The organism is Leifsonia sp. 22587 (assembly GCF_052044215.1).
Classification (GTDB): domain Bacteria; phylum Actinomycetota; class Actinomycetes; order Actinomycetales; family Microbacteriaceae; genus Leifsonia; species Leifsonia shinshuensis_C.
Genome location: NZ_JBQENB010000002.1, coordinates 666714 through 692950, shown reverse-complemented (window position 1 = coordinate 692950; position 26237 = coordinate 666714). Strand labels below are relative to the sequence as shown.

Below are 26237 nucleotides of genomic sequence, written 5' to 3'. Positions count from 1 at the left end.
CTCCAGGAGAACACCATGACCACGACTCCGAGCCCGACCGTCGCCGTCGTCGGAAGCGGTCCCATCGGATCCGCCTACGCGCGGCTGCTCCTCGACGCGCTGCCGGATGCGCGCGTCGTCATGTTCGAGGCGGGGCCGCAGCTCACCGCGATCGCCGGCGAGAACGTGCGCAACATCCCCGACCCGGACGAGAAGGAGCGAGCGCGGGAGCGGTCGCAGGGCCCGCAGGCCGGAGCCTTCCGCGAGTCGCTCGGCATCCCGTCGTCCGTGGTGGTCGAGGGGATGTTCACCGCCCGCGGAGGCACGCACCTGCTCGACTTCGGCGGCGGGGGATCGGCGCACGCACCGACGTTCCCGGCGGCGGCCGCCTCGACGAACGTCGGTGGGATGGGCGCCCACTGGACCTGCGCGACGCCCAGCCCGGCGTTCAGCGAGCGCATCCCGTTCATCGCCGACGCCGAGTGGGAGGAGCTGGTGGTGGAGGCCTCCCGCCTGCTGCACGTGCAGACGTCCGCGTTCGCCGACTCGGAGATCGGTTCGGCGATCCGGTCCCTGCTCGCCGAGGAGTTCGCCGGCGAGCTCCCGGAGGGCTACGGACCCAGCACGCTGCCCGTCGCCGGCGACCCGCAGCCCGACGGCACGATGCGCTGGGCCGGTGCGGACGTGGTGCTCGGCCCGCTGCTCGACCCGGAGGGCGACCTCGCCGACCGCTTCGAGCTGCGCGACCTCTCGCTGGTGCGCCGGGTCGACCACACGGACGGCCGGGTGACCGGCGTCACCGTCGAGGACCTCCGCAGCCACGAGGTGTACTCGGTGGATGCCGACCTGGTCGTCGTCGCCGCCGACGCGTTCCGTTCGCCGCAGCTTCTGTGGGCGTCCGGCATCCGCCCGAAGGCGCTCGGGCACTACCTCACCGAGCACCCGGTCGTCATCTCGACCGTCGCACTCGACGGCGACAGCATGAGCCGCTTCACGACGGAGGACGAGCTGGACCGCGAGCTCGCCCGCCGCGCGACGAACCCGGCCGACCCGGTCGCCGCCGTGAACCGCATCCCTTTCTCCGAGCCCGGGCACCCCTTCTCGCTGCAGGTGATGTACGCCGAGAGGCCGCCGTTCCAGCTCGACCCGGACCACCCGGCCGCGGGCAACCGCTGGGGCTACGTCAACATGGGCTACGGGATGCGCAAGCGGCCCCGCTTCGAGGACGCGGTGACCTTCGACGACGACGAGCCGGACTACCGCGGCTTCCCGAACATGACCATCGCCTACGCCCTCACCGACAGCGAGCAAGCGGAGATCGACGAGGCCACGGAACGGCTGCGCCGGGCGGGGGGTGCCCTGGGCACGTTCGTCGCGGAACCGCGCCTGCTGCCGAACGGCTCCAGCCTGCACTACCAGGGCACCATGCGCACCGGGGCGGAGGACGACGGCACCTCCGTCGCCGACCCGTACTCGCGCGTGTGGGGCTACGAGAACCTCGTGGTCGGCGGCAACGCGCTCATCCCGACCGCGACGACCATGAACCCCACCCTGATGAGCGTCGCCATCGCGGTGCGGGGTGCACGCGAGGCCGCCCGCCGGCTGAGCGCCGCCACCGCCGCGACCGCCGACGTCACCCGCTGAGCCACCACCCGGACCAAGGAGGATCGGATGCTCGAAGAACAACTGATACAGACGGCGGGCTTCCGCAACGTCGGACCCGAGGACGCCCCGACCGGCTTCCAGCTGCGCGTGCGCAGCCCGTACTACCGCGGCCTCTGGGCGAACCTCATCGAGAAGCCGACCGTGACCGTCGACGGGGAGCGCTTCGACGGCGACTCGATCCGGTGGACGCTGCCCGCCGGCGAGTTCACGTTCGACGAGCTCCAGAGCTCGACGGAGGCGCGCTGGCCGCTGGGCGAGGCCGCAACGCTGACCGTGCCGCGCGACGGGGGTCTCGCCCGCGGCATCCACGACGTCACCCTGGAGCTGCGGCTGCGGATGTCGTACATCCCGGAGGAGCTCCAGCCGTCGATCTGGACCGCGTCGCGGAAAGCGGTGATCGTCAAATGACCACGGACGACCTCCCCTTCGGCCTCGGCGTCTCGCTGTACTCGTACACGGACGACATCGGCGTCACGATGACGGTCGAGGAGTGCATCGCCGACGTCGCCGACCTCGGTGCGACCGGCCTCGAGATCCTCGGTGAGGGGCACATCCGCGACTACCCGAATCCCTCGACCGAGTGGATCGACGCGTGGCATGCGCGCACGGAGCGGCTCGGGCTGACCCCGACGCTCTACGGCTCGTGGCTCGACACCCGGCGGTTCCCGGGCCGGAGCATGACGGCCGACGAAGGCGCCGAGCAGCTCGCCCTCGACCTGCGGCTCGCGTCCACGCTCGGGTTCTCGTTCCTCCGGCCCAAGATCGGCGTCATCTCGGAAGACCTGCGCGTCGACCCGATCTGGCAGGAGGCCGTGGAGCGCAACCTCCAGCTGGCCGCCGACCTCGACATCGTGATCTGCCCCGAGATCCACTGGCCGACCGTCATCAAGTCCCCGGTCGTCGAGGAGTACCTGGAGTTCAAGGAGCGCACCGGCTCGGAGCACTTCGGCCTCCTGATCGACACCGGCGTCTTCGAGCTGTCGCCGTATCCCCGGCGCGGCGGGAGCGCGTCCTTCCGCATGGGCGACGGCTCCGCCCGGCCGCCGGAGGTGCCGTTCGTGCCGGTCTCGGATCTCGCCGACGTGATGCCGCACACGGTGTACTTCCAGGCCAAGTTCTACGAGGTGGACGACGACCTGGTCGACGCGTACATCCCGTGGCGGGAGATCATCGACGTCGTCGTCGACTCCGGGTACACCGGCTGGCTGTCGAGCGAATACGAGGGGCACCACGAGCCGTACCGCGCCCCCGACCAGTTGCGCCGCCAGCACGCTCTCATCCGCACCATCGCCGCCGAGCGCGCCGTCACCGGCCGCCCGGCGCACGCAGACAGGAACTGACCATGCCCAACGGACTCATCGACGAGGCGAGCCTGCGCCTCCACCCCGACGGCTTCGCCCTCTCGCTCACCATCCCCTGGTACCGCAGCCTCTGGCTGTCGTCGGTCTCCACCATCCGCCTCACCGTCGATGGCGCCGAGGTGCCCGAAGAGGACCTGTCCTTCGAGCTGGACGGCGTGCGCTACGCCATCGCCGAGCTCCCGCAGCAGAGCGAGAAGCTCTGGTACCTGCAGTCGCACCCGTCGCTGATCGTGCGGCGCGAGCGCCCGGTCGATCTCGGCGAGACGCGCGACGTGGAGATCCACGGAGAGCTGCGGCTGCCGTACATGCAGATCGCGCCAGGGGCCGACGGCGGTCCCGGCCTCTACGTGCCGAACATCGTGCACCAGCGGATGACTCTCACCGCGACCGACCGGGACGCCCGGCCGCCCGCGCTGGTCTCGGACGTCCCGCCGGTTCCGCCGGCGACCGACGCCGACCCGTTCCAGCTCGGGCTGACGCTCTACTCGGCGAGTGCGGAGTTCCGCGCCGGCTGGTACGACTTCGACGGGCTGCTCGACCGGGTCGCGGAGCTTGGCATCGGTCCCGGCATCGAGATCGTGGCGTCGCAGATGCTGCCGACCTACCCGGTGGTGTCCGACGAGTTCGTCGCCACCTGGCGCGCCGCGTTCGACCGGCACGGCTTCGACGCCAGCTCGTTCGGGGCCAACCTCGACATGGGCAAGCGCCGCGACCGCGACATGACCCCGGACGAGGAGTTCGAGGTCAGCGAGCTGCTGTTCCGCGGCGCGAAGAAGCTCGGGTTCCCGCTGGTGCGCATCCAGTCGGCGAAGCCCGAGCTGCTGCGCCGCCTGCTCCTCGTCGCCGAGGAGCTCGACCTCAAGCTCGCCTACGAGATCCACGCGCCGCTGGGGCCGAACTCGCCCGAGATCGTGAAGGTGCGCGACGTCTACGCCGAGTTGGACTCTCCGCTGCTCGGCTTCGTCGCCGACTTCTCCTCCACCATGCACAGCATGTCGCCGACGCTGCTGCGCGCGGTGCGCCGGGCGGGGCTCGACGACGAGGCGGTGGAGCGCCTGCAGCAGATCTGGGCGACGGACGCGCCGATGCGGGCCCGGCAGGAGGAGTTCATCGGCTACCTGAACGGCCGCGGCTTCGACCCGGGGCGCCTTGGCGCCTTCGCCCACCTCGCCTTCAACATGCACGGCCACGTCGACGTGCACGAGTGGGCGGACATCATGCCGCAGATCCTCCACGTGCACGCGAAGTTCTACGACATCGACGAGCGCGGCCAGGAGCCGGCGATCGACTACCCGGAGCTCGTGAAGGTCTTCGTCGAGGGCGGCTATCGCGGCTACTGGTCGAGCGAGTGGGAGGGGCATGCCTTCGCCGAACTCGGCGAGGTGGATCCGCTGCTGCTCGTGCGCAGACAGCACGACCTCATCCGGGCGAGCATGCGCGCCCTGCAGCCCGCCGGGCGCTGAGGCGCGCACCGTGACCGACACGCGCCCGGACTTCCGTTCGCTCCCGCTGCCCGAGGCGATCGCCTGGCTCCGGGAGAACGGGGAGCCGGCGGACCCGCGGCCGGACATCGACACGGCGTCGCTGCGGCGGCGGTTCCCGCGGCTCGCGCACGTCCGTACCCGCGACCTGGTGGTGGATGCGCCGAGCGGGCGCCGGCCTGCCCGCCTGTACCACGACGACACCGTTCCGCCGACCGGCACGGCGCTGGTCTGGGTGCACGGCGGCGCCTTCATCGGCGGCCACCTCGACATGCCGGAGTCGAACTGGGTGGCGCTGGAGCTGGCGGCGCGCGGCATCCCCGTGCTCGCGGTCGACTACGTGAAATGCCTCGGCGACGTGCACTTCCCGGCGCCGTCGGATGACGTGGCCGCCGCGTGGAGGTTCGCGCGGGCAGGCAGCGCCGAGCTGTTCGGCGTCGGGCCCGGCGACCTGCTGCTCGGCGGCGCCAGCGCGGGAGGCACTCTGACCGCGGGCGTCGTGGCCCGCCTGCGGGATGCGGGGGAGCGCCTGCCCGCCGGGCTCGTCCTGGTGTACCCGGCGCTGCATCCCGACGGCGCGCATCCCGGCGGGGCCCCGGCGCCGGATGCGCCGTTCACGCGGCTCTCGCTCAACTTCGCGGGCTCGGAGCGTGCGCTGCACGATCCGTACGCCTTCCCCGGACTGGGTTCGGTCGGCGGGTTCCCGCCGACGCTGGTGGTCGTGTGCGAGCGGGACGGACTCCGGCCGTCCGGCGAGGTGTTCGCGCAGCGGTTGGCGACGGCAGGGCGCGACGTCGTCCTCCATCTCGAGCCGGGCGCGGGCCACGGTCACATCGACGAGCCCGCCGATCCCGCTGCGCTGCGCACCCTCCAGGCGATCGCGGACTGGGCCGGAGCGCGCCGGATCTGAGGCGCGGTCAGGTCTGAAGCGCGGTCAGGTCTGAAGCGCGGTGTGCTCGCCCGCGGCCACGATGCGGCCGGCCTCCTCGAACAGCGACCGCATCCAGGTGTGCTCGGGATCGTGCGTGTGCACGGGATGCCACCACAGCGCGTTGACGATCCGCGTCGGCTCGAACGGCAGCCCGACCACCCGCACGGCGCACGCCTGACGGGCGAGCGGCACGAGGGCGCGGTGGATGATCCCGATCCGGCGCGTGCCCGCGATGAAGTGGGGGATGGCGAGGAAGCTCTCCACCACGACCTCCACGTTCGGCTCGATGCCCAGCTGCTGCACCTGGCGTTCCGCCGAGGTGAACGCCGAGCGCGACTGGTAGTTCATCACCCAGGGCAGCTTCGACATCTCCTCGCGCGACAGCGCGTCGCCGACCTCGTCGTTGGTCTCGGCGACGATCGCCACCCAGTCGTCCTGCCAGAGGTCGGTGAACGGGAGCTCGGTGAGGAAGCCGTGCGGGATGACCATGCCGTCCACCGAACGGAGCCGGTTCGTCGCATCCTCGACCACCGTCGGGTTGTGCAGCATGAACCGGAAGTGCACGCCGGGCGCCTGAGCGGCGGCCAGCTCCGACACCACGCGCCCGATGGTGGTGAAGCCGTAGTCGGACCCGAAGATCGAGAACTGGCGTGCGGACTCCGACGGATCCCACTCGGCCTGGCTCTCGAACACCCGGCGCGCGGCCTCCAGCGCGATCGTGGTGTGATCCGCGAGCCGGAGGGCGAGGGGCGTCAGCTCGTAGGTGTTGCCGCGGCGGGCGAGGATCGGATCCCCGAAGTGGATGCGCAGCCGTGACAGCGACGCGCTCAGCGCCGGCTGGCTCAGGCGGAGCCGCTCGGCGGCGCGCGTCACGCTGCGCTCGGTGAGCAGGGCGTCCAGCGCGATCAGCAGGTTCAGATCGAGGCGGGACATCAGCGGATAGTCGGTCACGACGGTGTGATCCTTTCCGACGAGGGTCAGGCGTTCTCACTATAACGAGCGGCGTATCGACCCAGCTTATGTCTGGGATAAGCAGAAGTACCGTTGTTTATCTGCTTTGGCGCTGCGAAACTCGAAATCGCCCCCAGAGGGCCGACGACACAGCCGCCGCCCTCATCGACAACGAAGTCTTAGAAGAGGTCAATCCGATGAAGCACTCACGCAGGAGCCGCACCGCTCGGCTCGCCTGGCTCGCCATCCCTGCTGTCGCGGGCCTTCTGCTGGCCGGCTGCTCCAGCAGCGGGTCCACCGGCAAGGAGCCCCAGACCATCACGTTCGCATTCGGTGCGACGAACGACCAGGACAAGGCCGCGTACACGAGCCTCGCCAAGTCGTTCGAGGCCGAGAACAAGGGCGTCACCGTCACCACGCAGAACCTGCCCACACAGAGCTACGGCACGACGATCGCGACCCGGGTCCAGGGCGGCAACGCCCCCGACACGTTCTACGCCGAGGGCGGCACGGGCCAGGCCCAGTCGATCCTCCCGTGGGCGAAGTCCGGACTCGTCCTCCCGCTGGACGATGCCTCGATCAAGTCGAACATGCCCGATTCGGCCAAGAGCCTGTACACGTACAACGGCAAGATCTACGGCGTACCGCTCGGCACCCAGCTGAACGGCGTCATCTACAACGACGAGCTCGCTCAGTCGATCGGCGTGAAGATCGACCCGACGACCAGCCTGGACGACATCATCGCCCAGTGCGGCAAGGCACGCGACGCCGGCAAGACCATCTACGGACTCGCCGGATCCACCTTCCAGAACAACGGCATCCTCGCGGTCGCCATCGCCACGTCGACCGTCTACGGCCCCGACAAGGACTGGAACCAGAAGCGCGCGCAGAACAAGGTCACCTTCGCCGGCACGAAGGGCTGGACGACCGCCCTCGAGTCGGTCAAGAAGATGTACGACGCCGGCTGCTTCCAGGACGGCGCGACGAGCGCCGGATTCGACGCTCTGACCAACGGCGCCTCCTCGGGCAAGATCCTCGGCTTCTTCGCTCCGAGCGGCGCGGCGCAGCAGATCATGCAGGCGGCGGGCGGCCACGTGAAGCTGATCGCGCTGCCGGTCGGTGCTCCGGACGGCACCAAGACCTACCTGTCGCTGAGCGCCGACCAGGGCGTCACGGCGAGCGCCAAGACCAAGAGCCCGAAGCTCGCGACGGACTTCCTGAGCTACATCATCTCGGACAAGGGCCAGGAGGAGTACTCCAAGCTCATCGGCACGATCCCCGTGAACGTCAACGCCAAGTCGGCCGTGCTGCCCCAGTACGCCGCCATCCAGGACGAGATCGCCAAGAACGACACGCGAGGCTACGCACCGACCGAGTGGCCGAACGCCAAGATCTACACCGACCTCGGCAACGGCGTGCAGGGCATCCTCACCGGTCAGATGACCGTCAAGCAGGTCCTCGCTCAGATGGACTCCGACTGGGGTTGATCCGGTGACCCGGGCGGCCGGTCCGACGAGGGCCGGCCGCCCGACCCGGTTGAAAGGAACGAATCGATGACGACGCAGTCAGAGGCGCGGAGAATGACGAAGCTCGAGACGCAGGTGCAGGTACCGCGCCGCACGCCGAAGAAGAAGGCGTACCAGGTGCGGCTCGGCAGCTGGTGGTGGGCGCTCCCCGCACTGGTGCTGATGCTGATCGTCATCTACGTCACCACCATCGCGGGCGGGTTCTTCGCCTTCACCAACTGGTCGGGCCTCGGCGCCTTCGACTTCGTCGGCCTTCAGAACTTCGTCAAGATCTTCCAGACGCCCGAGCTCATCGGGTCGCTGTGGAACACGCTGATCCTCGCCTTCGGCTTCCTGATCTTCACCAACGTCCTCGGGCTGCTCTTCGCCCTGGCGCTCAACCGCACGTTGAAGTCGCGCTACGTCCTCCGCACGCTGATCTTCATGCCGGTGGTCGTCAGCCCGATCGCCGTCTCGTACATCTGGAAGTTCATCTTCGACTACAACGGTCCGCTCAACCAGGCGCTGGCGGGCGTCGGCCTGCCGAAGCAGAACTGGCTCGCCGACCCGGGGCTCGCGATCTGGTGCGTGCTCGTCGTCATGATCTGGCAGAACATCGGCTTCGTCATGGTCATCTACCTGGCCGGTCTGGCCACCGTGCCGATCGAGATGGAGGAGGCCGCAGCGCTGGACGGAGCCGGCCCGTTCAGCCGCTTCCGCCTCGTCGTCCTGCCGATGATCCAGCCGTCGGTCGCGATCGCCACGACGCTGACGCTCATCCAGGGCCTGCGGGTGTTCGACCAGGTGGTCGCACTGACGGGCGGAGGCCCGGCCGGCGCCACCCAGACGCTCGCGCTGGAGGTCTACCAGCAGGCGTTCACCTACCAGCAGTTCGGATTCGGAGCCGCCCTGGCGCTCGTGCTCAGCCTCCTGATCCTGCTCTTCTCCATCGCGCAGCAGTATGCGACGCGCGACCGCTCGGCCAAGGAGGCGTGAGCCATGTTCCGGTACACGAAGAAGACCCTCGCCATCGAGATCATCGTGCTCATCGCGGCGGCGATCCTGCTGCTGCCGTTCTGGATCCTGCTGGTCGGGTCGTTGAAGACGCTCCCGGACATCCTGAGCTCGGCAGCGATCGCTCCGCCCACCAGTCCGACGTTCGACAACTTCGTCACGCTGCTCTCGCCGGCCTCCAGCTCGTCCGGCAACATCTGGGCGGGTCTCGCCTCGAGCCTCATCATCACGACGGGCAGCATCGTCCTGCTGGTCCTGCTCGGCTCGGTCGCCGCCTACGGCATCGCGCGGTCGACCAGCAAATGGAGCCGGCGCTCGTTCTACCTGTTCCTCGTCGCCATCATCCTGCCGACGCAGCTGGGGACGCTGCCGCTGTACATCGGCGCCCGGGAAGTGGGCCTGGTCGGCAACCCCTGGGGCATGATCCTGATCTACACCGGGATGCTCATGCCGCTGTCCGTGTTCCTCTACGCGAACTTCTTCCGCAACCTGACCCCGGAGTACGAGGAGGCCGCGATCATCGACGGCGCCAACCGGTACCAGGTGTTCTGGAGGGTCGTGCTCCCGCTGATGTCCCCGGCGACCGGCACCGTGGCGATCCTCGCCGGCCTGATCGTCTGGAACGACTTCTTCACCTCGCTGATCTTCCTGAACGGCACGTCGTGGCAGACCCTCCCCGTCGTCATGTACAGCTACGTCGGCTCGCTGGTCTCGCAGTGGAACCTGATCTTCTCGGTCGTCATCGTCTCGATGATCCCGATCCTGGCGTTCTACGCCTTCGCGCAGAAGAAGTTCATCCAGGGCTACGCCGGCGGGCTCAAGGGCTGATCCGCATGGAGTCCGCCGCCCGTTCCGCCCCCGACCTGGGGAACGGGACCTTCCGCAATCCCGTGCTGCCGGGCGACCGCCCCGATCCGGCGGTGCTTCGGGTGGGCGACCTGTACTACCTCACCTCCTCGTCGTTCGACGCGTCGCCGGGGCTGACGATCTGGCGCTCGCCGGACCTGGTCAACTGGACGTTCGTGACCTGCGCGCTGCAGAAGCCGCCGAGCACGGTGTTCGCGCCCGACTTCGTCGAGCACGACGGCCGGTTCTACCTCTACATCCCGTTCATCCCGAGCGCATGGTCGGAGGCGATCCGCGAGCCGCAGATCTGGGTGATCCACGCCGACAGCCCCGAGGGGCCGTGGAGCGAGCCGGTGTACACGGGCGTCGCGGGCGCCATCGATCCCGGTCACGTGATGGGGGAGGACGGCGAGCGCTACCTGTTCGTCAGCGGCATCCGGCGCTGCCGGCTGAGCCCGGACGGCCTCCGCGCGGTGACACCGCTCGAGCAGGTCTACGACGGCTGGCGCTATCCCGACGAGTGGGTCACCGAGGCGTACGCGCTGGAGGGGCCGAAGCTGTTCCGGCGCGGCGAGTGGTTCTATCTCGTCAGCGCCGTGGGCGGCACGGGAGGTCCGGCGACCGGCCACATGGTCATCGTCGCGCGGTCCCGGTCGGTGCACGGACCGTGGGAGAACGCGCCGGGCAACCCGATCGCGCGCACCTGGTCGGCCGACGAGGCCTGGTGGTCGCGCGGGCACGCGACGATCCTCGACGCACCGGACGGGTCGTGGTGGATGGTGTCGCACGGCTATGCCAACGGGTACCGCACGCTGGGGCGCCAGGCGCTGCTGGAGCCGATCGAGTGGACGGAGGACGGCTGGCCGGTGGCCTCGGCCGACGATGTCGGCGCGCCGCTGGTCAAACCGGCAGCTGCGTCTCCGACCGAGCCCGTCGCCGTCCCCGCGCCCTCCGACGACTTCGCCGCACCGGCCTGGGGCGAGCGCTGGGTCTTCGACAACCCAGGGCCCGACGAATCGGCCCGGGCGGGCTTCGGCGACGGGCTCACGCTGCGCGGCACGGGCACGTCCCCGGCCGACTCCTCGCCGCTCACGACCTGGTCGATGGACGACGCCTACGAGGTCGAGGTGGAACTCGAGGTGCGCGGCGGCGGGACGGGCGGCCTGCTCCTCTACTTCGACGACCGGATGTTCTTCGGGATGGGATGGGACGGCTCCGCGATGCAGAGCTACGCGGGCGGCATCCGCACGCACTGGCGCGAGCCGGCCGAGCCCGGCGACATCATCGAACTGCGCCTGAGGAACGACCACCACATCGTGACCGGCTGGCACCGGCGACCGGGGGAGGAGTGGACGCGTCACGGCGTCCGGTACGACACCTCCGGCGCGCACTCGGCGACGATGAACGACCTGAAGAGCCTGCGTCCCGCGCTGTTCGCGACCGGGGACGGCGACGTCGTGTTCCGCAGGTTCCGCTACCGGCCGATCGGGACGGAGGCGTCCCGATGACTGTCGACATCGACTCCCTCATCGCACGCATGACCTGGGAGCAGAAGCTCCTGCAGCTGCAGATCGTGTGGAGGCCCTCCGCGACCGAGCGGGAAGAACTCATCCGCCGCGGCATCGGCGCCACCTTCTGGCCGCCGAGCGCGGAGGAGGCGAATGCCGCCCAGCGGATCGCCGTCGAGGAGACCGAGCTGGGCATCCCTCTTCTCGTCGGGCTCGACGTGATCCACGGGCAGTTCACGATCTTCCCGACGCCGCTCGCCCAGGCGGCCGCCTTCGACCCGGCCGTCGCCGAGCTCGACGCACGCGTGTCGGCGACGGAGGCGCGCTCGGCCGGCGTCAACTGGACGTTCTCGCCGATGGCCGATGTCACCCGCGACCCGCGGTGGGGACGGGTGGTCGAGGGCTTCGGCGAGGACCCGTACCTGTCGTCGGTCCTCACCGTCGCGAAGGTGGCCGGCTATCAAGGCCGCGCCCTCGACACGGGCGACGCGCTCGCCGCCTGCCTCAAGCATTTCGTCGCCTACGGCGCCGCGGAGGCGGGCCGCGACTACAACACCACGGATGTCTCCGACCGCCGTCTCCGCGAGACCTACCTCGAGACGTTCCGGGCCGGCGTCGAGGCCGGAGCCGCGACGGTGATGGCCGCGTTCAACGCGCTGAACGGCACCCCGATGCACGCCAACCGCACCCTGCTGACCGGGGTGCTCAAGGAGGAGTGGGGCTTCGACGGCGTGGTGGTGGGCGACGCGGACGGGGTCGCACAGCTCGAGAACCACCGCGTCGTGGCCGACGAGCGTGCCGCCGTGGCCGCCGCGATCGGCGCCGGTGTCGACATCGTGATGGGCGGATCGCTCCTGGTGGATGCGGACGGAGTGGCGTTCGTCTCGCCGGACGAGCTTCCGGTCGCCCGGGTCGACGACGCGGTGCGCCGGGTCCTCCGTCTCAAGGAGCGGCTCGGCCTGTTCGAGCGGCCGTACGTGGACGCCTCCACCGCCTCCACCTCGGCCACCGAGCGATACCGCGAGCTCGCACGCCAGGCGGCGGAACGGTGCACGGTGCTGCTGACGAACGACGGCGCGCTGCCGGCTCCCGCCTCAGGACGTGTTCTGCTCGCGGGTCCGTACGCGCGCAGTCTCGACCACCTCGGCACCTGGGTGCAGCACTTCGCCTCGCCGGTGACCGAGTCGTTGGCGGATGCGCTCGCGACCGAACTCCCGCACGTGGACTGGGAGGTCGTCGACGGATGCGGGTTCTTCGAGGCGACCGACGCCGCCATCGCGCAGGCGGTCGGGCGTGCCGCGGACGCCGACCTGGTCGTCCTCGCGGTGGGCGAACCGAGCCGGATCTCCGGTGAGGCGAGCTCGCGGGCGGACATCACCCTCCCGGAGGCGCAACGGCGCCTCATCCACGCACTCGCCGACGCCGGTGCGCGCGTCGTCGTCGTTCTGGTGACCGGCCGGCCCCTGGTCGTGGAGGACTGGATCGAGCGCGTCGACGCCACCCTCTGCGTGTGGCACCTCGGCTCGGAGGCGCCGGCCGCGATCGCCAGGACCCTGTCGGGGCGGGTGAGCCCGGGAGGCCGTGTTCCGATGACATTCCCGCGCGCGGTCGGCCAGGTGCCGATCCACTACGACCACGAGCTCACCGGCCGGCCACCGCGGACCGGGGGAGCGCTGCTGGCCGCGACGCTCGCCGAGTTCACCGGTCCGAACAACACCGACGACTATTACACGTCGAAGTTCCTCGACCTCCCGCTCGGCCCGCGCTTCGACTTCGGTCACGGGCTCGCCTATACGACGTTCGCTCTCGACGGGTTCGAGGCGTCGCGGCATGTCGTCAGCCTCGCGGAGGCCGAGGCCGGCATCGACGTCACCGTGCGCGTCACGAACACCGGCGACCGCACGGGCGACGACGTCGTCATGCTGTTCGTCACGGACGAGGTCGCGTCCGTGACGCAGCCCGTGCGGCGCCTGCGCGGCTTCACCCGCGTCACCCTCGAGCCCGGCGAGTCGGTCACGGTCGCCTTCCGGATCGAGGCCGACGACCTCCGCTTCTGGGCCGACGGTGCGCACCGTGTGCTCGAGCCCGGAGACTTCACTCTCATCATCAGCGACGGCACCACGGAGCAGCGGCTCATCGTGCGTCTGGAGGAGGCGGCATGACTCTCGAACGGCTCCGCGACGTCGTGACGGGCACCGTACCGAACGCGATCATGCCGCTGTTCTGGCAGAAGGGCGGGCCGGTCGAGGTCGTGCGCGAGGAGATGGAGCGCATCGCCGACGCCGGGATCGGCGCGGTCATCCTGGAGGCGCGGCCGCACCCGGAGTTCCTCGGCGACGGCTGGTGGCGCGACGTGGACGCCGTGCTCGAGATCGCCCGGCGCCGCGGGATGACGGTGTGGTTCTTCGACGACGACACCTTCCCGACCGGTCACGCCGGCGGCGCGGTGGAGACCGCCCCTGCCGGGCTGCGCCGACGGTTCCTCACCGAGCGGCACACGGACGCCGTCGGTCCGGCGCGCGGAGCCTCCTTCATCGTCGACCGGCGGAAGTTCTGGGGGCCGGAGGCCTCGGAGGAGCCGGGCGAGCTGGTCCGCGTGCTGGCGTTCCAGCGCGCCGAGGACTCCGACGAGCTCCTCGGCGACCCGGTCGACCTCACAGACCGGATCGTCGACGGCACGCTGCACTGGGACATCCCGGACGGCTGGTGGCGCGTCTTCTTCCTCTCCGTGTCCGGCAGCGGGGGCAGCGAGCGCCACGCGCACCACATCGACTATCTGAACGCGGATTCCACGCAGCTGCTCCTCGACACGGTCTACGAGCGCATCCACGAGCGGTACGGCGACGAGTTCGGCCGCACGATCGGGGGATTCTTCAGCGACGAGCCCGGCTTCTACAACGACCCGGACACCTTCGACTTCGAGTCGCGCCTGGGCAAGCCGGTGCCGCTGCCGTGGAACGACGAGGTCGCCGCCCGGCTGTCCGACCGGCTCGGGCGCGACGCCGCCACGCTGCTCCCCTTGCTGTGGATGCCGGCAGCCGGACGCGAGCGCGAGGTGCGCTACGCCTACATGGACACGGTCTCGCGGCTGTACTCCGAGAACTTCGGCCGGCGGCTCGGCGACTGGTGCCGCGCGCACGGCGTCGAGTACATCGGTCACGTCATCGAGGACAACGGATCGCACGCGCGGCTGGGCCCCGGCATAGGGCACTACTTCCGGGCGATGGCCGGCCAGGACATGGCCGGGATCGACATCATCGGCGGCCAGGTCGTCCCCGGGTTCTCCCGCGGGCCGTTCGGCAACCTCGGCGGCGCCGCCGACGGCGAGTTCTTCCACTTCGGACTCACCAAGCTCGCCTCGTCGGCCGCGCACCTCGACCCGCTCAAGCACGGCAGGGCGATGTGCGAGACCATCGGCGCGTACGGCTGGTATGCCGGGCTGCGGCTGTTCACCTGGCTGACGAACCACCTCCTGGTGCGCGGAGTCACGCACATCGTGCCGCACGCGTTCTCACCGGCGCCGTTCCCCGACCCGGACTGCCCTCCACACTTCTACGCGCGCGGCAACAACCCGCAGTATCCGTACCAGCACCTGCTGAGCGCCTACACGAACCGGCTGAGCCACCTGCTCCAGGGTGGCGTGCATGTCGCGCCGTTCGCGGTGCTGTACCACGCGGACGCGGAGTGGCTCGGTGACGCGATGCCCAGCGAGCGGCCGCTGAGGCTGCTGATGGAGGCCCAGCTCGATGCCGACATCGTCCCTGCCGACGCCCTCCCCGCGGCCGGTGTGGACGGTTCGACGCTCTCGCTCGGCGGCGAGACGTACGACGCTCTGATCGTTCCGGGCAGCGCCTACCTTCCGTCGCACGTCGCGCGCGAGCTTCTGCGCCTCGACGACGCGGGGGTTCCCGTGGTCTTCGTCGGCTCGGTCCCGGAGGTCGCGGGCGGCGACCGCGTCGATGCGAACGCGCTGAGGCTGCGGTTCCGGCAGGTCTCGCAGAAGCGTCTCGTGGAGGCCGTCTCCGGCATGACCGACCGAGCTGTGCGGCTCGCCCACCCGGCGCCGTCGGTGCGCGTGCTGCGCCGCGACCTCGGCGACGCCGACGTGATCATGCTGGTGAACGAGTCCGTTCGGGAGGCCGTGCGCACGACGGCGACCGTCCCGCGCCCGGGCGACGCCGTCGCCTTCGACGCGGCCACCGGCACCCTTGCAGAGACCCCGGCCGTGAGCGACGGCCGGTCGACCTCCATCGGCCTCGAGCTGGAGCCCGGTCAGTCGCTTGTGCTGCTCGTCGGCTCGCCGTCGGCCTGGGACGGTCTGCCGGTCGGGCCGGCGGCCGAGCGCGGCGACGCGGTCGAGCTCGCGCCGAGGTGGGCGGTCGCCACGGCGGTGGCGGGGGAGTCGACGTACGTGGAGTGGAGCGAGCTCGACGGGCTCCGGCCGCTGAGCGACCCCGACCTCCTGCCGCGGTTCAGCGGCACGGCGCGGTACACGGCGTCATTCGACACCGGAGACGCCGCGGCCGACCACGTCCTCGACCTCGGTGACGTGTTCGAGCTCGCCAGCGTGCGCCTCAACGGTGTCGACCTCGGCACCCGGATCGCGCCGCCCTACCGCTTCGACGTGCCGGAGGGCGTGCTCCGCGGCACCAACACGATCGAGATCGACGTGACCAACACACTGGCCAAGGCGCAGCCCGACTTCTTCTCCGCGTTCGCGCAGCAGGAGCCGAGCGGGCTCCTCGGCCCCGTGACGCTCGCGACGGTGACGAGGAGAAGTGCCGTATGAGCGCCGACCGCGCCGCGTTCGAGCGCTTCTGCGACCTCTTCTACACGCGGAAGCGCGTCGCCGACGCCTTCGCGTTCCTCGTCTCCGACGACTACCGCCAGCACAATCCGGGCATCGTGGACGGCCCGGCGGCCGCAGTCGAGGCGCTCACGCCGAAGTTCGACGGCAGCCCGGAGGCGCGCTTCGAGATCCAGCGCATCCTCGTCGACGGCGACCTGGCGATGGTGCACGTGAAGGCTTCGCGACCCGGCGCCCCCGACGCCGCGGTCGCGGACATCTACCGATTCGAAGGCGGCCGGATCGTCGAGCACTGGGACGTGCTGCAGCAGGTCCCCGTGCATGCCGCCCACGACCATCCCATGTTCTGAACAGGAGAACCCATGTACGAGCTCGCACCCAACATCGAACTGCTCTTCACGGAGGCCGGCGACTACCACGACCGCGTGCGCGCCGCCGCCGCGGCAGGCTTCGGCGCGGTGGAGATGTGGGGGCCGACCGGAGTCGACGCCCCCGCGACGCCGAAAGACCTCCCCGCGCTCAAGGCCGCGCTCGAGGAGACCGGCACCAGACTGACCGCCCAGCTCTCGGAGCCGCGCACCCAGTTCATGATCCCGCCGTGGGACCACTCGGAGTTCTACCGCAAGCTCGACCAGGGCGTCGCGATCGCACAGGACCTCGGCTGCCCGCGCATCGTCGTCGGCAGCGGTACGGGGTTCGGGGGCTGGAAGCGCCAGGTGCAGCTCGACAAGCTGATCGAGATCTACCAGAAGGCCGTCGCGCAGATCGACGGGTCGGGTATCACGCTCGCGCTGGAGCCGGTCAACATCCGCGTCGACCATCCCGGCTCGCTGCTCGACCGCACGTCGGAGGCCGTCTACGTGGCGCGCGGGGTCGGCTCACCGTTCTTCGGCGTGCTCTACGACATCTACCACTCGGCCGTCGAGGGCGAGGACATGGCGGCGGAGCTCGCCAACGCGGGCGACCTCATCGCCTACGTGCAACTGGCGGATGCCCCGGGCCGCGGCGAGCCGGGCTCGGGCGACCTCGACTGGGCGGAGCGCCTCGGCATCCTCCGCGCCTCCGGGTACGACGGGCCGATCGGGCTCGAGTACTACCCGACCCAGGAGTCGGCGGCCTCCGTCGCCCTCATCCGCGAACTGGCGGCGGCCGCATGAGCCGCTATCCCGGCGCGGTCGACGTCGCCATCGTCGGCAGCGGCCCCACGGGCGCCGCGTACGCGCGCATCCTGAGCGAGGAGGCGCCGGGCGCGACCATCGCGCTGTTCGAGGTCGGCCCGACGGTCTCCGACCCGCCGGGCGCGCACGTGAAGAACATCGAGGACCCCGCCGCCCGCGCCGCGGCGCAGGAACGCTCCGAGGGTCCAGGGGCCGGCGCCGAGACCGTGAGCTCCCCGGGCGCGGTCACCTCCGGTCAGCGCCGCGGGCGTCCGGGCACCTACCTGCTCGAGGAGGGCTACCAGGCGCCGGGGGAGGACGGCATGCCCGTCGCCGCGTTCTCCAGCAACGTCGGCGGGATGGGCGCGCACTGGACGGGCGCCTGCCCGCGCCCCGGCGACAGCGAGCGCATCGCCTTCCTGCCCGACCTCGACGCCCTCCTCGACGAGGGCGACCGGCTGCTGAGCGTCACGACCGACGCGTTCGACGGCGCCCCGTTCACCGCGCTGGTGCGCGAGCGGCTCGCCGCCGCGGTCGATGACGGGCGCCCTGCCGACCGGCGCGTGCAGCGGATGCCGCTCGCGGTGCACCGCCGCGACGACGGCCGGCTGGTCTGGTCGGGCTCCGATGTGGTGTTCGGGGAGGTGACCCGGGCCAACGAGAACTTCACTCTGTACGACGAGTCGCTCGTCACGCGCGTCCTGCTGGAGGGCGGCCGGGCCGCCGGTGTCGAGGTGCGGGACCGCCGCACCGGCGAGCTCCACACCGTGCGCGCTCGCTTCGTGGTGGTCGCCGCCGACGCGTTGCGAACGCCGCAGGTGCTGTGGGCCAGCGGGATCCGCCCTGCCGCCCTCGGCCGCATGCTCAACGACCAGACGCAGGTCGTCTACGCCACGCGCATCCGCGACGCCGAGAAGGTGGCGGCGGACGAGTCGCCCCGGGGCGGATCGTCGGGCGGGCCCTCCGGCGAGGTCGGGACGGACGAGATCATCGACGGGGCGATCAGCGAGCGCAGCGGCGTCAGCTGGGTGCCCTACACCGACGAGATGCCGTTCCACGGCCAGGTGATGCAGCTCGACGCGTCGCCGATCCCGCTCGCCGACGACGACCCGGTGGTGCCGGGCTCCATCGTCGGGCTCGGGCTGTTCTGCGCCAAGGACCTCCAGTGGGACGACCGCGTGGCCTTCAGCGACGACGAGCTCGACTGGTACGGGATGCCGGCGCTCAGCATCCACTACACGCTCACCGACCGCGACCGCGCCGTGATGGAGCGGGCGGAGGCGGAGATCGTGGAGCTGGCGAAGGCGGTCGGCGATCCCATCGGCGACCGGCCGTTCACCATGCCGCTGGGCGCCTCCCTCCACTACCAGGGCAGCGTGCGGATGGGGGAGGCGGATGACGGCCGCAGCGTGTGCAGCCCCGACAGCGAGGTGTGGGAGGCGCCGGGACTTTTCGTCGCAGGCAACGGCGTCATCCCGACGGCGACGGCGTGCAACCCCACGCTGACGTCGGTCGCGCTGGCGGTGAAAGGCGCTCGCCGTATCGCGCGGGAGCTCGCAGCCACATGAATCAGCTCGGCGCTCTTGCCTTACGCACAAAAACGACATTAGTGTGTAGAAACACGGATAAAGTCAAGGAGGACTCGTGATCCCCGATCGCATCATCGAGCAGGGCACGCTTACGACCACCGGCACGCGTGCCGCGGTCGAAGTGCGCATCCCCTGGTACCGCGCACTCCCGGCGTCCTGCATCGCAGGCGCCACGCTGTCGATCGACGGCGTGCCCGCTCCGGCCGAGACCCTCCGGTGGGAGCTCAACGGCCGTGAGCGCACCTTCGCCGAGATGGCCGACGACACCGAGTCGTGGTGGTTCCCGCTCGACTCGGCGGTGCTGTCCGGCGACGTACCGGTGGCGGCGGACGGGACGGAGCACGACGTCGCGGTCGACCTCACCGTCTACATCCCGTACATCATCATCGGCGACGACGAGGTGCTCCACATCGAGGAGCACGACTCCAAGACCATGAAGGCGGTGGCGGCATGACCTCCGTATCCCCGAACACGGGAACCCCCAACCTGGGATCCCCGATCCAGGGCGTGACGCTCTACAGCTTCACGCGAGCGTTCCACGGCCGCGAATACAACCTCGAAGGGCTCATCCGCAAGGTCGCGGCCGACGGATACGGCCCGGGCCTGGAGATCATCGGCTTCTCCAGCTTCCGCGGCTTCCCGGCGATCGACGACGCGTTCGCGGGCTGGTTCCGCGACCTGGTCGCCGAGGTCGACCTCGTGCCGACGTCCCTGGCGATCAACGCCGACATCGGCATCCACCGCGACCGGCTGCTGAACCAGGACGAGCTCATCGAGTACATGCGCCGCCAGATCGAGGCCGCCGCCAAGCTTGGCTTCCCGATCGCCCGGGTGCAGATCTCCATCACCCCGGACTCGATGGCGGCGCTCGCGCCGATCGCCGAGCAGTACGGCGTCACGCTCGCGCTGGAGGTTCACGCCGACCAGTACGCCTCGCACCCGCGCATCCTCGCGCTGCGCGACCGCTACGAGGAGGTCGGCTCCCCGTTCCTCGGCTTCACGGCCGACTGGGGAGCGACCACCGTCGGGTTCGCGCCGTCGCTGCTGGAGGCCTACCGCCGTCGCGGCGCCACGGACGAGCTGCTCGGCCAGGTCGTCGAGCTCTGGAACGAGTTCTACGAGGCGGGGCCGCCCGCCGACCAGGCCGACCACGGCCAGCGCTTCGGGCGGTTCATCGGCCTCGCCGCGCAGAACGGCCGGCCGGACCTCGGCATCGACTTCGCGATCAACGGCACCGGGCTGTTCGGCCCGGCGCGCGTCGACGACTGGCTCGAGATCATGCCGTGGATCAAGCACGTGCACGGCAAGTTCTTCGGCATCGACGAGAACCACGAAGAGCCCTCGGTCCCGGTGCGCGACCTCATCGCGCTGCTGGTGCAGAACGGCTACAACGGCGCGATCTCGAGCGAGTACGAGGGCTGGCACTGGAACTACTGGCAGTCGCCGTTCGACATCATCCGCGACGAGCAGGCCGTACAGCGCTCGGCGGCGCAGAACGCCGGCAGCCGCATGGTCACCGACGCGGCCGAGGCGCGCCTCCAGCTGGCGCAGTGGCTGCCGAGCACAGAAGGAGCAAGCGCATGACCGACACTGAACCGAACGGGATCGCCGGCACCGGCATCAAGCTCGGCACCACCCTCTACTCGATGACGAGCGAGTTCGCGGCCGGGATCTACACGCCCGAGACCCTGATCGCCGCGGTCGCCGAGAACGGCATCGGCCCGGGCGTCGAGTTCAACATCGCCCAGCTGCTGCGCACGTACCCCGACGTCGACGCCGAGTTCGAGAAGCTCTGGTTCGACTCGCTCGAGAAATACGAGCTCGAGCCGAGCGCCGTCGGCACGAACCTCGACATGGGCCGTCGCAAGGACCGCGACATGACACCGGACGAGGAGCACGACTTCCTCGCCCGGCAGCTGAAGACCGCGCACACGCTCGGCTTCAAGCGGGTCGTCATCCGCTCGGCGGGCCGCGAGCTGCTGCGCAGCCTCCTGCCGCTGGCAGAGAAGTACGACCAGCGGCTCGGCTACGAGATCCACGCGCCGCAGGGCCCGAACGACCCCAAGGTGCTCGGCATCCGTGAGCTCTACGAGGAGCTCGGCAGCGACCGGCTCGGCTTCACGGCCGACTTCTCCTCCACGATGCACAGCCTGTCGCCGACCCTGCTGTCGCAGCTGGCGAAGATGGGCATGGACGAGAAGCACTTCGCGGTCATGGACGAGATCTGGCACGAGCCGACGCCGATGCACGTGCGGAATCAGAAGTTCGAGGACTATCTGACCGCAGAGGGTGTCGACCCCGTCGGCTTCGGCCCGTTCACCCGGCTGGCGTTCAACATGCACGGGCTGGTGCCGCCGGAGGAGTGGCTCGACATCATGCCGCAGATCTTCCACGTGCACGCCAAGTTCTATGACATCGACGCCGACGGGCAGGAGCCGGCGATGGACATCCCGCGCATCGTCCGCCAGTTCGTCCAGGGCGGCTACCGCGGCTACCTCTCCAGCGAGTGGGAGGGCCACGCGTTCCAGGACCTCGGAGAGGCCGATCCCATCGACCTGGTCAAGAAGCAGCACGCGCTCATGCGCCGCACCATCGAAGAAGCCGCTGCCGGTGTCCCGGCCTGATCCGCACGGAGCCCACGACATGTCAGACACCACCGCCGAAGCCACCCTCTCGGATCTCGCCGCCGAGGTCGCGCGCCTGCGCGACGAGGTCGCCGCCGCGAACCGGCTCGCCCGTCGCGCCGCCGATCGCGGCGAGATCGAGAACCTGTTCAACCGCTACATGTACCTGCACAACGCGTTCCAGGACGAGCAGATCATCCCGCTCTGGGTCAAGGAGGGCACGGAGGGCATCCGCGCCCGCTACACGAACGCGGGCCAGTACACGACGTACGAGAGCGTCATCCGGTACCACCAGGGGCGCCCCGCCCCGGCCGGCAAGCTCATCCTGCACGCCACCACCACGCCGGTGATCGAGGTGGCCGCCGACGGCGAGACCGCGAAGGGCGTCTGGCTGATGGCGGGGACCGAGTCGGGTCTCACCGACCCGGAGGTCGCCAAGGACAGCCCCGACTTCATGTACTCGCCGGGGGAGGTGCAGGGCAAGAAGGTGTGGGCGCACTGGGTCTGGTGCAAGTACGCCATCGACTTCCTCCGCCAGGACGGCGAGTGGAAGATCTGGAAGTTCCGCTGCTACGAGCTCGCCCGGGCCCCGTTCGAGGAGAACTGGGTGAGCTTCGGCGAGAAGAACCAGGCCGCCTTCGACCTCGACCTGATGTACTTCGGCGACGACGGCAAGCCCGTCTTCATGCCGCCGGCCGACGAGCCGGTGCCCAGCGAGAACCACCCGTACAGCCCGGACACGGTTCAGAAGCTCGAGCCGGTGCCTCCGGTGGCGCACGACACCTTCACCGACACCTTCAAGTAAGGGATTGAGAACATGGCAACGCACAACTCGCTCTTCGCCGACAAGGATGTCCGGCGCACCGACGACGGGATCGCCGTCTCGGTGCAACTGCCCTGGTACCGCAGCCTGTGGCTGTCGGCCGTCGACGATGTCGCGGCCACCGTCAACGGCGTCGAGATCCCGCGCGACGACCTCCGCTTCGAGCTCAACGGACGGAGCTACCGCATCGAGGAACTGCCGGAGCAGTCGGAGACGCTGTGGTTCGTCGCCGACCGTCCCGACGTCGTGATCCCGCTGGGCCATGCGCCTGCTGCCGGGGAGAAGCTCACCGTGGAGGTCGTGCTCACGATGCGCCTGCTCTACATGCAGATCATGCCCGGTGCCGACGGCGCCCCCGGCCGGTACGTGACGAACCGTGTGCCCGTCGAGCGGGAGCTGGTGCTGGCATGACGTTGCGGGTGGCGATGATCGGCTACGGCTTCATGGGGGCGGCCCACTCGGTGGGCTGGCGTCAGGCGCCGCGGGTGTTCGACCTCCCCGACACCGTCGAGATGACGGTGATCGTCGGCCGGGACGAGCAGGCGGTGTCGAAGGCTGCAGCCAAATGGGGCTGGGCGGAGCATGCGACCGACTGGCGCGAGGTGATCGCCCGCGACGACATCGACCTGGTCGACATCGTGACGCCCGGCGACTCGCACGCCGAGATCGCGATCGCGGCGCTGGAGGCCGGCAAGCACGTGCTGTGCGAGAAGCCGCTCGCGAACAGCGTCGACGAGGCCGAGGCCATGGCGGCGGCCGCCCAGCGCGCAGCCGAGCACGGCGTGCGGGCGATGGTGGGGTTCACCTACCGGCGCGTGCCCGCGGTGTCGCTGCTGCAGGATCTGATCGCGCGGGGCACGATCGGCGAGGTGCGGCAGGTGCGTGCGGCGTACCGCCAGGACTGGCTGGTCGATCCGTCGGTGCCGCTCGGCTGGCGCCTCCAGAAGGAGCACGCCGGCTCGGGAGCTCTGGGCGACATCGGTGCGCACATCGTCGACATGACGCAGTTCGTGACCGATCAGCGCGTCACGCGGGTCTCCGGGACGGTCGAGACGATCATCTCGCAGCGCCCGGTGCTCGGCGCGCGCTCCGGCTTCACCGGCAGTGCCACCGGCGATCTCGGCGACGTGACCGTCGACGACGTCGCGATCTTCACGGGGAGGCTCGACGACGGCGCACTCGTCTCGTTCGAGGCCACGCGCTTCGCGACCGGGCGCAAGAACGCCCTCACCATCGAGGTCTCGGGTTCCGAGGGTGCGCTCGCCTTCGACCTCGAGCGCCTCAACGAGCTGCGGTACTACGACCGCTCGGCCCCGTCCGAGCTCCAGGGCTTCACGACCATCCTGGTGACCGAGCCGGAGCATCCCTACGTCTCGGCCTGGTGGCCGCCCGGGCACATGCTCGGCTACGAGCACGGCTTCTCGCACCAGGTCGTCGACTTCGTGACCGCCATCTCCCACGGCACCGAGCTCGACCCGAGCTTCGACGACGGCCTGGCGGTGCAGCGCGTGCTCGCGGCGGTGGAGGCGAGCTCTGCCGACGATTCGGCGTGGGTCGCAGTGGATGCCGCGGCTTCCGTGCGCGTATAAGGGTGCAAGAGAGAGTCTCAGAGGAGGAACGACGATGACGCGTCCGATCACCCTGTTCACCGGCCAGTGGGCCGACCTGCCGTTCGAGGAGGTGGCCCGGCTCGCCGGCGAGTGGGGCTACGACGGCCTCGAGATCGCCTGCTGGGGCGACCACCTCGACGTCTCCCGCTGGGACGACGCCGACTACGTGCAGTCGCGGAAGGACATCCTGGAGCGCAACGGCCTCCAGGTGTGGACGATCTCCAACCACCTGGCCGGCCAGGCCGTCTGCGACGACCCGATCGACGAGCGCCACCGCGACATCCTCAACGACCGCGTGTGGGGCGACGGCGACCCGGAGGGTGTGCGGCAGCGCGCCGCCGAGGAGCTGAAGCTCACCGCCCGCATGGCCGCCGCACTCGGCGTGAAGACGGTGACCGGGTTCACGGGCTCCTCCATCTGGAAGGCCGTCGCCATGTTCCCGCCGGCCTCCGACGAGTGGATCGCCGCAGGCTACCGGGACTTCGCCGACCGCTTCCACCCGATCCTCGACGTCTTCGAGGAGGTCGGCGTGCGGTTCGCGCTCGAGGTGCATCCCTCCGAGATCGCCTACGACTACTGGACCGCCAAGGCGACGCTGGAGGCCATCGGTCACCGCAAGAGCTTCGGGATCAACTTCGACCCGTCGCACTTCATGTGGCAGCAGCTGGACCCGGTGGCCTTCGTGCTCGACTTCGCCGACCACATCTTCCACGTCCACGTGAAGGAGTCGATCACCAACCTCGACGGCCGCAACGGCGTGCTCGGCTCGCATCTGCCGTGGGCGAACCCGCGTCGCGGCTGGACGTTCGTGTCGACCGCGCACGGCGAGGTGCCCTGGGAGCCGATCTTCCGCGCGCTCAACTTCATCGGCTACGCCGGGCCGACCTCCGTGGAGTGGGAGGACGCCGGCATGGACCGCCTTCAGGGCGCCCCGGAGGCCATCGCCTTCGTGCGCGAGCTCAACGCCATCAACCCGCCGGAGGCTGCATTCGACGCCGCCTTTTCTACGAAGACGGAGTGAGGACAGCCCCCTCGGGCGCCCGCTGAACATCCTCGGACGCGGTGAGGGCCCGCGTCGCGAGGGCGAGGTGGGCGCGCGTCAGGTCCGTGGGGTCCGCCTCCAGCCACTCGTGGCCGCCCCACTCGCTGCAGAGGGTGCCGGCGAAGCCGGGCGCGGCGTCGCGCAGCAGCGCGCCGAGGTCGCGCAGCGGCTGGGAGACCCGGCCGTCCGCGTCGTCGAGGTCCCAGAACTTGAGGTGGAACGCGCCCACGAGCGGGAGGATGCCGCGCAGCGCCTCCGTCGTCGAGCGGCCGAAGCGGATCAGCAGGTTCATGAAGAGCGCGTGCGCAGCGGGCGGCACCGCGCCCGAGCGCAGGTGGGACACGACGGCGTCGAGCGTCTCCGGCTCCAGCCACGCGTCCGTCAGCCGTGCGAGCAGGGCGTCCGGGACACTCGGAGCGAGGGCATCGAGGTACGTGACCGGCAGCGCGGGCATGATCATGCTGGTGTCGACGAGCAGCCGGACGCGCGCATCCTCGAGTGCTGCCAGCTCGTCGATCGCCCGGGCGACCGGGGGCGAGTCCGGCGCCTGCTGCCCCTGCAGCTCCTCGTAGAGCGTGAGGTCGAGTTCGTGCAGCAGCGGCTGCATCCGGCGCAGCAGCCCGGGTCCGGCCTGCCCGATCGGCAGCCGCACGCCCTCCGCGCCGAGATCGTGCGCCGTGCGGAGCTGCGGGAGGAGGAAGGCGAGCCGTTCCTCCTCGTCGCGCCGGGTGGTCGGGGTCAGCCAGTCGTCCAGGCTGGCGCCGACGATGCCGACACGGCCGCTCGTGGCGGCGATCCGGTCCCGGAGCTCGGCGGCCTCCATCCGTGGCGTGACCGGGAACGACCTCCACAGCTGACCTGGTTCGAGCTCGATCACGCGCGCGACTCCGGAGGCCACGATTCCGACCGTGATGTCAGTGGCAGGCCGCATCGCCCGGATGACCTCGGGCGTCCAGTTGAAGGCGCTGGCAGCGAGCGTCCACGGCGTCTCGCCGGCCGACTCCAGTGTCCGCTCGCCCTCGAACTCGAGCACGAGCGGCGCATCCGGCCCGGCCGGGAGATACGGGATGAGCAGCCGGAACGACACGGCGACGGTGTGCGGGCCGGGGAGGAGCGGCCCGCGGACGCGCAGCGCGAGGCGGTCCTGGACGAACCACCAGTCGTCGCCGTCCGGCACCTCGACCGCGCATTCCCGGCCGTCGAGATGGAGGCGCACCTCCGAGACGCTCGAAAGCGGCAGGGAACGGATCCACGGCAGGCTGACGCGCACCTCGCAACCGTCCGCGGTCGCGGCCAGGGCGTCGTCGCTCAGGATGGGCAGGGCCATGGCACTCCCTTGTGTCG

The 26237-nt window shown here is 70.3% G+C and carries 23 protein-coding genes; 21 read left to right on the top strand and 2 right to left on the bottom strand.

Annotated features, from left to right (window positions below):
* The first annotated feature begins 15 nt into the window (after nucleotides 1-15).
* The 5 genes from ACTJI1_RS11300 to ACTJI1_RS11280 are packed head-to-tail and all read left to right on the top strand — an operon-like array spanning nucleotide 16 to nucleotide 5396.
* Nucleotides 16-1623: a GMC oxidoreductase gene (locus tag ACTJI1_RS11300; RefSeq protein WP_440742702.1), complete on the top strand. Its 1608-nt coding sequence runs from the start codon at nucleotides 16-18 to the stop codon at nucleotides 1621-1623.
* A 27-nt stretch (nucleotides 1624-1650) separates the two neighbouring features.
* Nucleotides 1651-2052 (top strand): C-glycoside deglycosidase beta subunit domain-containing protein, encoded by a 402-nt coding sequence (locus ACTJI1_RS11295; protein WP_440742701.1) that lies wholly within the window; start codon nucleotides 1651-1653, stop codon nucleotides 2050-2052.
* Entirely contained in the window at nucleotides 2049-2984 is a 936-nt protein-coding gene (locus tag ACTJI1_RS11290) for a sugar phosphate isomerase/epimerase family protein (RefSeq protein ID WP_440742700.1), read from the top strand. Before ACTJI1_RS11295 ends, ACTJI1_RS11290 begins: the two co-directional genes overlap by 4 nt.
* 2 nt (nucleotides 2985-2986) lie before the next feature.
* Nucleotides 2987-4468 (top strand): C-glycoside deglycosidase beta subunit domain-containing protein, encoded by a 1482-nt coding sequence (locus tag ACTJI1_RS11285; RefSeq protein WP_440742699.1) that lies wholly within the window; start codon nucleotides 2987-2989, stop codon nucleotides 4466-4468.
* Between the two features lie 10 nt (nucleotides 4469-4478).
* Complete coding sequence (locus tag ACTJI1_RS11280; protein ID WP_440742698.1) at nucleotides 4479-5396, top strand: alpha/beta hydrolase; 918 nt, start codon at nucleotides 4479-4481, stop codon at nucleotides 5394-5396.
* A 24-nt stretch (nucleotides 5397-5420) separates the two neighbouring features.
* Here ACTJI1_RS11280 and ACTJI1_RS11275 read toward each other — a convergent pair whose 3' ends face one another.
* On the bottom strand, nucleotides 5421-6368 hold the full coding sequence (locus ACTJI1_RS11275) for a LysR family transcriptional regulator (protein WP_440742697.1): 948 nt from the start codon (nucleotides 6366-6368) through the stop codon (nucleotides 5421-5423).
* A gap of 197 nt (nucleotides 6369-6565) precedes the next feature.
* Here ACTJI1_RS11275 and ACTJI1_RS11270 point away from each other — a divergent pair, with 197 nt between their 5' ends.
* From ACTJI1_RS11270 to ACTJI1_RS11195, 16 genes are all read left to right on the top strand, one after another.
* On the top strand, nucleotides 6566-7855 hold the full coding sequence (locus ACTJI1_RS11270) for an ABC transporter substrate-binding protein (RefSeq protein ID WP_440742696.1): 1290 nt from the start codon (nucleotides 6566-6568) through the stop codon (nucleotides 7853-7855).
* Nucleotides 7856-7948: 93 nt separating this feature from the next.
* Nucleotides 7949-8869 (top strand): carbohydrate ABC transporter permease, encoded by a 921-nt coding sequence (locus ACTJI1_RS11265; protein WP_440742695.1) that lies wholly within the window; start codon nucleotides 7949-7951, stop codon nucleotides 8867-8869.
* Nucleotides 8870-8872: 3 nt separating this feature from the next.
* On the top strand, nucleotides 8873-9715 hold the full coding sequence (locus ACTJI1_RS11260) for a carbohydrate ABC transporter permease (protein WP_440742694.1): 843 nt from the start codon (nucleotides 8873-8875) through the stop codon (nucleotides 9713-9715).
* Nucleotides 9716-9720: 5 nt separating this feature from the next.
* Nucleotides 9721-11241 (top strand): family 43 glycosylhydrolase, encoded by a 1521-nt coding sequence (locus ACTJI1_RS11255; RefSeq protein WP_440742693.1) that lies wholly within the window; start codon nucleotides 9721-9723, stop codon nucleotides 11239-11241.
* Entirely contained in the window at nucleotides 11238-13403 is a 2166-nt protein-coding gene (locus ACTJI1_RS11250; protein ID WP_440742692.1) for a glycoside hydrolase family 3 N-terminal domain-containing protein, read from the top strand. The genes ACTJI1_RS11255 and ACTJI1_RS11250 overlap by 4 nt, the downstream gene beginning before the upstream one ends.
* Entirely contained in the window at nucleotides 13400-16030 is a 2631-nt protein-coding gene (locus ACTJI1_RS11245; protein ID WP_440742691.1) for a glycosylhydrolase-like jelly roll fold domain-containing protein, read from the top strand. The genes ACTJI1_RS11250 and ACTJI1_RS11245 overlap by 4 nt, the downstream gene beginning before the upstream one ends.
* Nucleotides 16027-16398 (top strand): nuclear transport factor 2 family protein, encoded by a 372-nt coding sequence (locus ACTJI1_RS11240; RefSeq protein WP_440742690.1) that lies wholly within the window; start codon nucleotides 16027-16029, stop codon nucleotides 16396-16398. The genes ACTJI1_RS11245 and ACTJI1_RS11240 overlap by 4 nt, the downstream gene beginning before the upstream one ends.
* Before the next feature lie 12 nt (nucleotides 16399-16410).
* A complete protein-coding gene (locus ACTJI1_RS11235; protein ID WP_440742689.1) occupies nucleotides 16411-17205 on the top strand; it encodes a TIM barrel protein in 795 nt (264 codons plus the stop codon).
* Complete coding sequence (locus tag ACTJI1_RS11230) at nucleotides 17202-18773, top strand: GMC oxidoreductase (RefSeq protein WP_440742688.1); 1572 nt, start codon at nucleotides 17202-17204, stop codon at nucleotides 18771-18773. Before ACTJI1_RS11235 ends, ACTJI1_RS11230 begins: the two co-directional genes overlap by 4 nt.
* A 76-nt stretch (nucleotides 18774-18849) precedes the next feature.
* Nucleotides 18850-19248, top strand: coding sequence for a C-glycoside deglycosidase beta subunit domain-containing protein (locus ACTJI1_RS11225; RefSeq protein ID WP_440742687.1), 399 nt, complete (start codon nucleotides 18850-18852; stop codon nucleotides 19246-19248).
* Nucleotides 19245-20378 carry a sugar phosphate isomerase/epimerase family protein gene (locus ACTJI1_RS11220; protein WP_440742686.1) on the top strand — a complete coding sequence of 378 codons (1134 nt, stop codon included), beginning with the start codon at nucleotides 19245-19247 and terminating at the stop codon, nucleotides 20376-20378. The genes ACTJI1_RS11225 and ACTJI1_RS11220 overlap by 4 nt, the downstream gene beginning before the upstream one ends.
* Complete coding sequence (locus tag ACTJI1_RS11215) at nucleotides 20375-21418, top strand: sugar phosphate isomerase/epimerase family protein (RefSeq protein WP_440742685.1); 1044 nt, start codon at nucleotides 20375-20377, stop codon at nucleotides 21416-21418. Before ACTJI1_RS11220 ends, ACTJI1_RS11215 begins: the two co-directional genes overlap by 4 nt.
* Before the next feature lie 19 nt (nucleotides 21419-21437).
* Nucleotides 21438-22223: a nuclear transport factor 2 family protein gene (locus ACTJI1_RS11210; protein ID WP_440742684.1), complete on the top strand. Its 786-nt coding sequence runs from the start codon at nucleotides 21438-21440 to the stop codon at nucleotides 22221-22223.
* Between the two features lie 12 nt (nucleotides 22224-22235).
* Nucleotides 22236-22652 carry a C-glycoside deglycosidase beta subunit domain-containing protein gene (locus tag ACTJI1_RS11205; RefSeq protein WP_440742683.1) on the top strand — a complete coding sequence of 139 codons (417 nt, stop codon included), beginning with the start codon at nucleotides 22236-22238 and terminating at the stop codon, nucleotides 22650-22652.
* Nucleotides 22649-23830 (top strand): Gfo/Idh/MocA family protein, encoded by a 1182-nt coding sequence (locus ACTJI1_RS11200; RefSeq protein WP_440742682.1) that lies wholly within the window; start codon nucleotides 22649-22651, stop codon nucleotides 23828-23830. The genes ACTJI1_RS11205 and ACTJI1_RS11200 overlap by 4 nt, the downstream gene beginning before the upstream one ends.
* Nucleotides 23831-23864: 34 nt before the next feature.
* Complete coding sequence (locus tag ACTJI1_RS11195; protein ID WP_440742681.1) at nucleotides 23865-24872, top strand: sugar phosphate isomerase/epimerase family protein; 1008 nt, start codon at nucleotides 23865-23867, stop codon at nucleotides 24870-24872.
* Here the strand turns inward: ACTJI1_RS11195 and ACTJI1_RS11190 are convergent.
* Nucleotides 24856-26220: a restriction endonuclease subunit R gene (locus ACTJI1_RS11190; RefSeq protein WP_440742680.1), complete on the bottom strand. Its 1365-nt coding sequence runs from the start codon at nucleotides 26218-26220 to the stop codon at nucleotides 24856-24858. The genes ACTJI1_RS11195 and ACTJI1_RS11190 overlap by 17 nt on opposite strands.
* Between the last annotated feature and the right edge of the window lie 17 nt (nucleotides 26221-26237).

Bases quoted from the DNA above. Each gene is read 5' to 3' on its own strand.
- ACTJI1_RS11300 (WP_440742702.1), top strand. From the start codon at position 16: ATGACCACGACTCCGAGCCCGACCGTCGCCGTCGTCGGAAGCGGTCCC.
- ACTJI1_RS11295 (WP_440742701.1), top strand. From the start codon at position 1,651: ATGCTCGAAGAACAACTGATACAGACGGCGGGCTTCCGCAACGTCGGA.
- ACTJI1_RS11290 (WP_440742700.1), top strand. From the start codon at position 2,049: ATGACCACGGACGACCTCCCCTTCGGCCTCGGCGTCTCGCTGTACTCG.
- ACTJI1_RS11285 (WP_440742699.1), top strand. From the start codon at position 2,987: ATGCCCAACGGACTCATCGACGAGGCGAGCCTGCGCCTCCACCCCGAC.
- ACTJI1_RS11270 (WP_440742696.1), top strand. From the start codon at position 6,566: ATGAAGCACTCACGCAGGAGCCGCACCGCTCGGCTCGCCTGGCTCGCC.
- ACTJI1_RS11265 (WP_440742695.1), top strand. From the start codon at position 7,949: ATGACGAAGCTCGAGACGCAGGTGCAGGTACCGCGCCGCACGCCGAAG.
- ACTJI1_RS11260 (WP_440742694.1), top strand. From the start codon at position 8,873: ATGTTCCGGTACACGAAGAAGACCCTCGCCATCGAGATCATCGTGCTC.
- ACTJI1_RS11255 (WP_440742693.1), top strand. From the start codon at position 9,721: ATGGAGTCCGCCGCCCGTTCCGCCCCCGACCTGGGGAACGGGACCTTC.
- ACTJI1_RS11250 (WP_440742692.1), top strand. From the start codon at position 11,238: ATGACTGTCGACATCGACTCCCTCATCGCACGCATGACCTGGGAGCAG.
- ACTJI1_RS11245 (WP_440742691.1), top strand. From the start codon at position 13,400: ATGACTCTCGAACGGCTCCGCGACGTCGTGACGGGCACCGTACCGAAC.
- ACTJI1_RS11240 (WP_440742690.1), top strand. From the start codon at position 16,027: ATGAGCGCCGACCGCGCCGCGTTCGAGCGCTTCTGCGACCTCTTCTAC.
- ACTJI1_RS11235 (WP_440742689.1), top strand. From the start codon at position 16,411: ATGTACGAGCTCGCACCCAACATCGAACTGCTCTTCACGGAGGCCGGC.
- ACTJI1_RS11230 (WP_440742688.1), top strand. From the start codon at position 17,202: ATGAGCCGCTATCCCGGCGCGGTCGACGTCGCCATCGTCGGCAGCGGC.
- ACTJI1_RS11220 (WP_440742686.1), top strand. From the start codon at position 19,245: ATGACCTCCGTATCCCCGAACACGGGAACCCCCAACCTGGGATCCCCG.
- ACTJI1_RS11215 (WP_440742685.1), top strand. From the start codon at position 20,375: ATGACCGACACTGAACCGAACGGGATCGCCGGCACCGGCATCAAGCTC.
- ACTJI1_RS11210 (WP_440742684.1), top strand. From the start codon at position 21,438: ATGTCAGACACCACCGCCGAAGCCACCCTCTCGGATCTCGCCGCCGAG.
- ACTJI1_RS11205 (WP_440742683.1), top strand. From the start codon at position 22,236: ATGGCAACGCACAACTCGCTCTTCGCCGACAAGGATGTCCGGCGCACC.
- ACTJI1_RS11200 (WP_440742682.1), top strand. From the start codon at position 22,649: ATGACGTTGCGGGTGGCGATGATCGGCTACGGCTTCATGGGGGCGGCC.
- ACTJI1_RS11195 (WP_440742681.1), top strand. From the start codon at position 23,865: ATGACGCGTCCGATCACCCTGTTCACCGGCCAGTGGGCCGACCTGCCG.
- ACTJI1_RS11190 (WP_440742680.1), bottom strand. From the start codon at position 26,220: ATGGCCCTGCCCATCCTGAGCGACGACGCCCTGGCCGCGACCGCGGAC.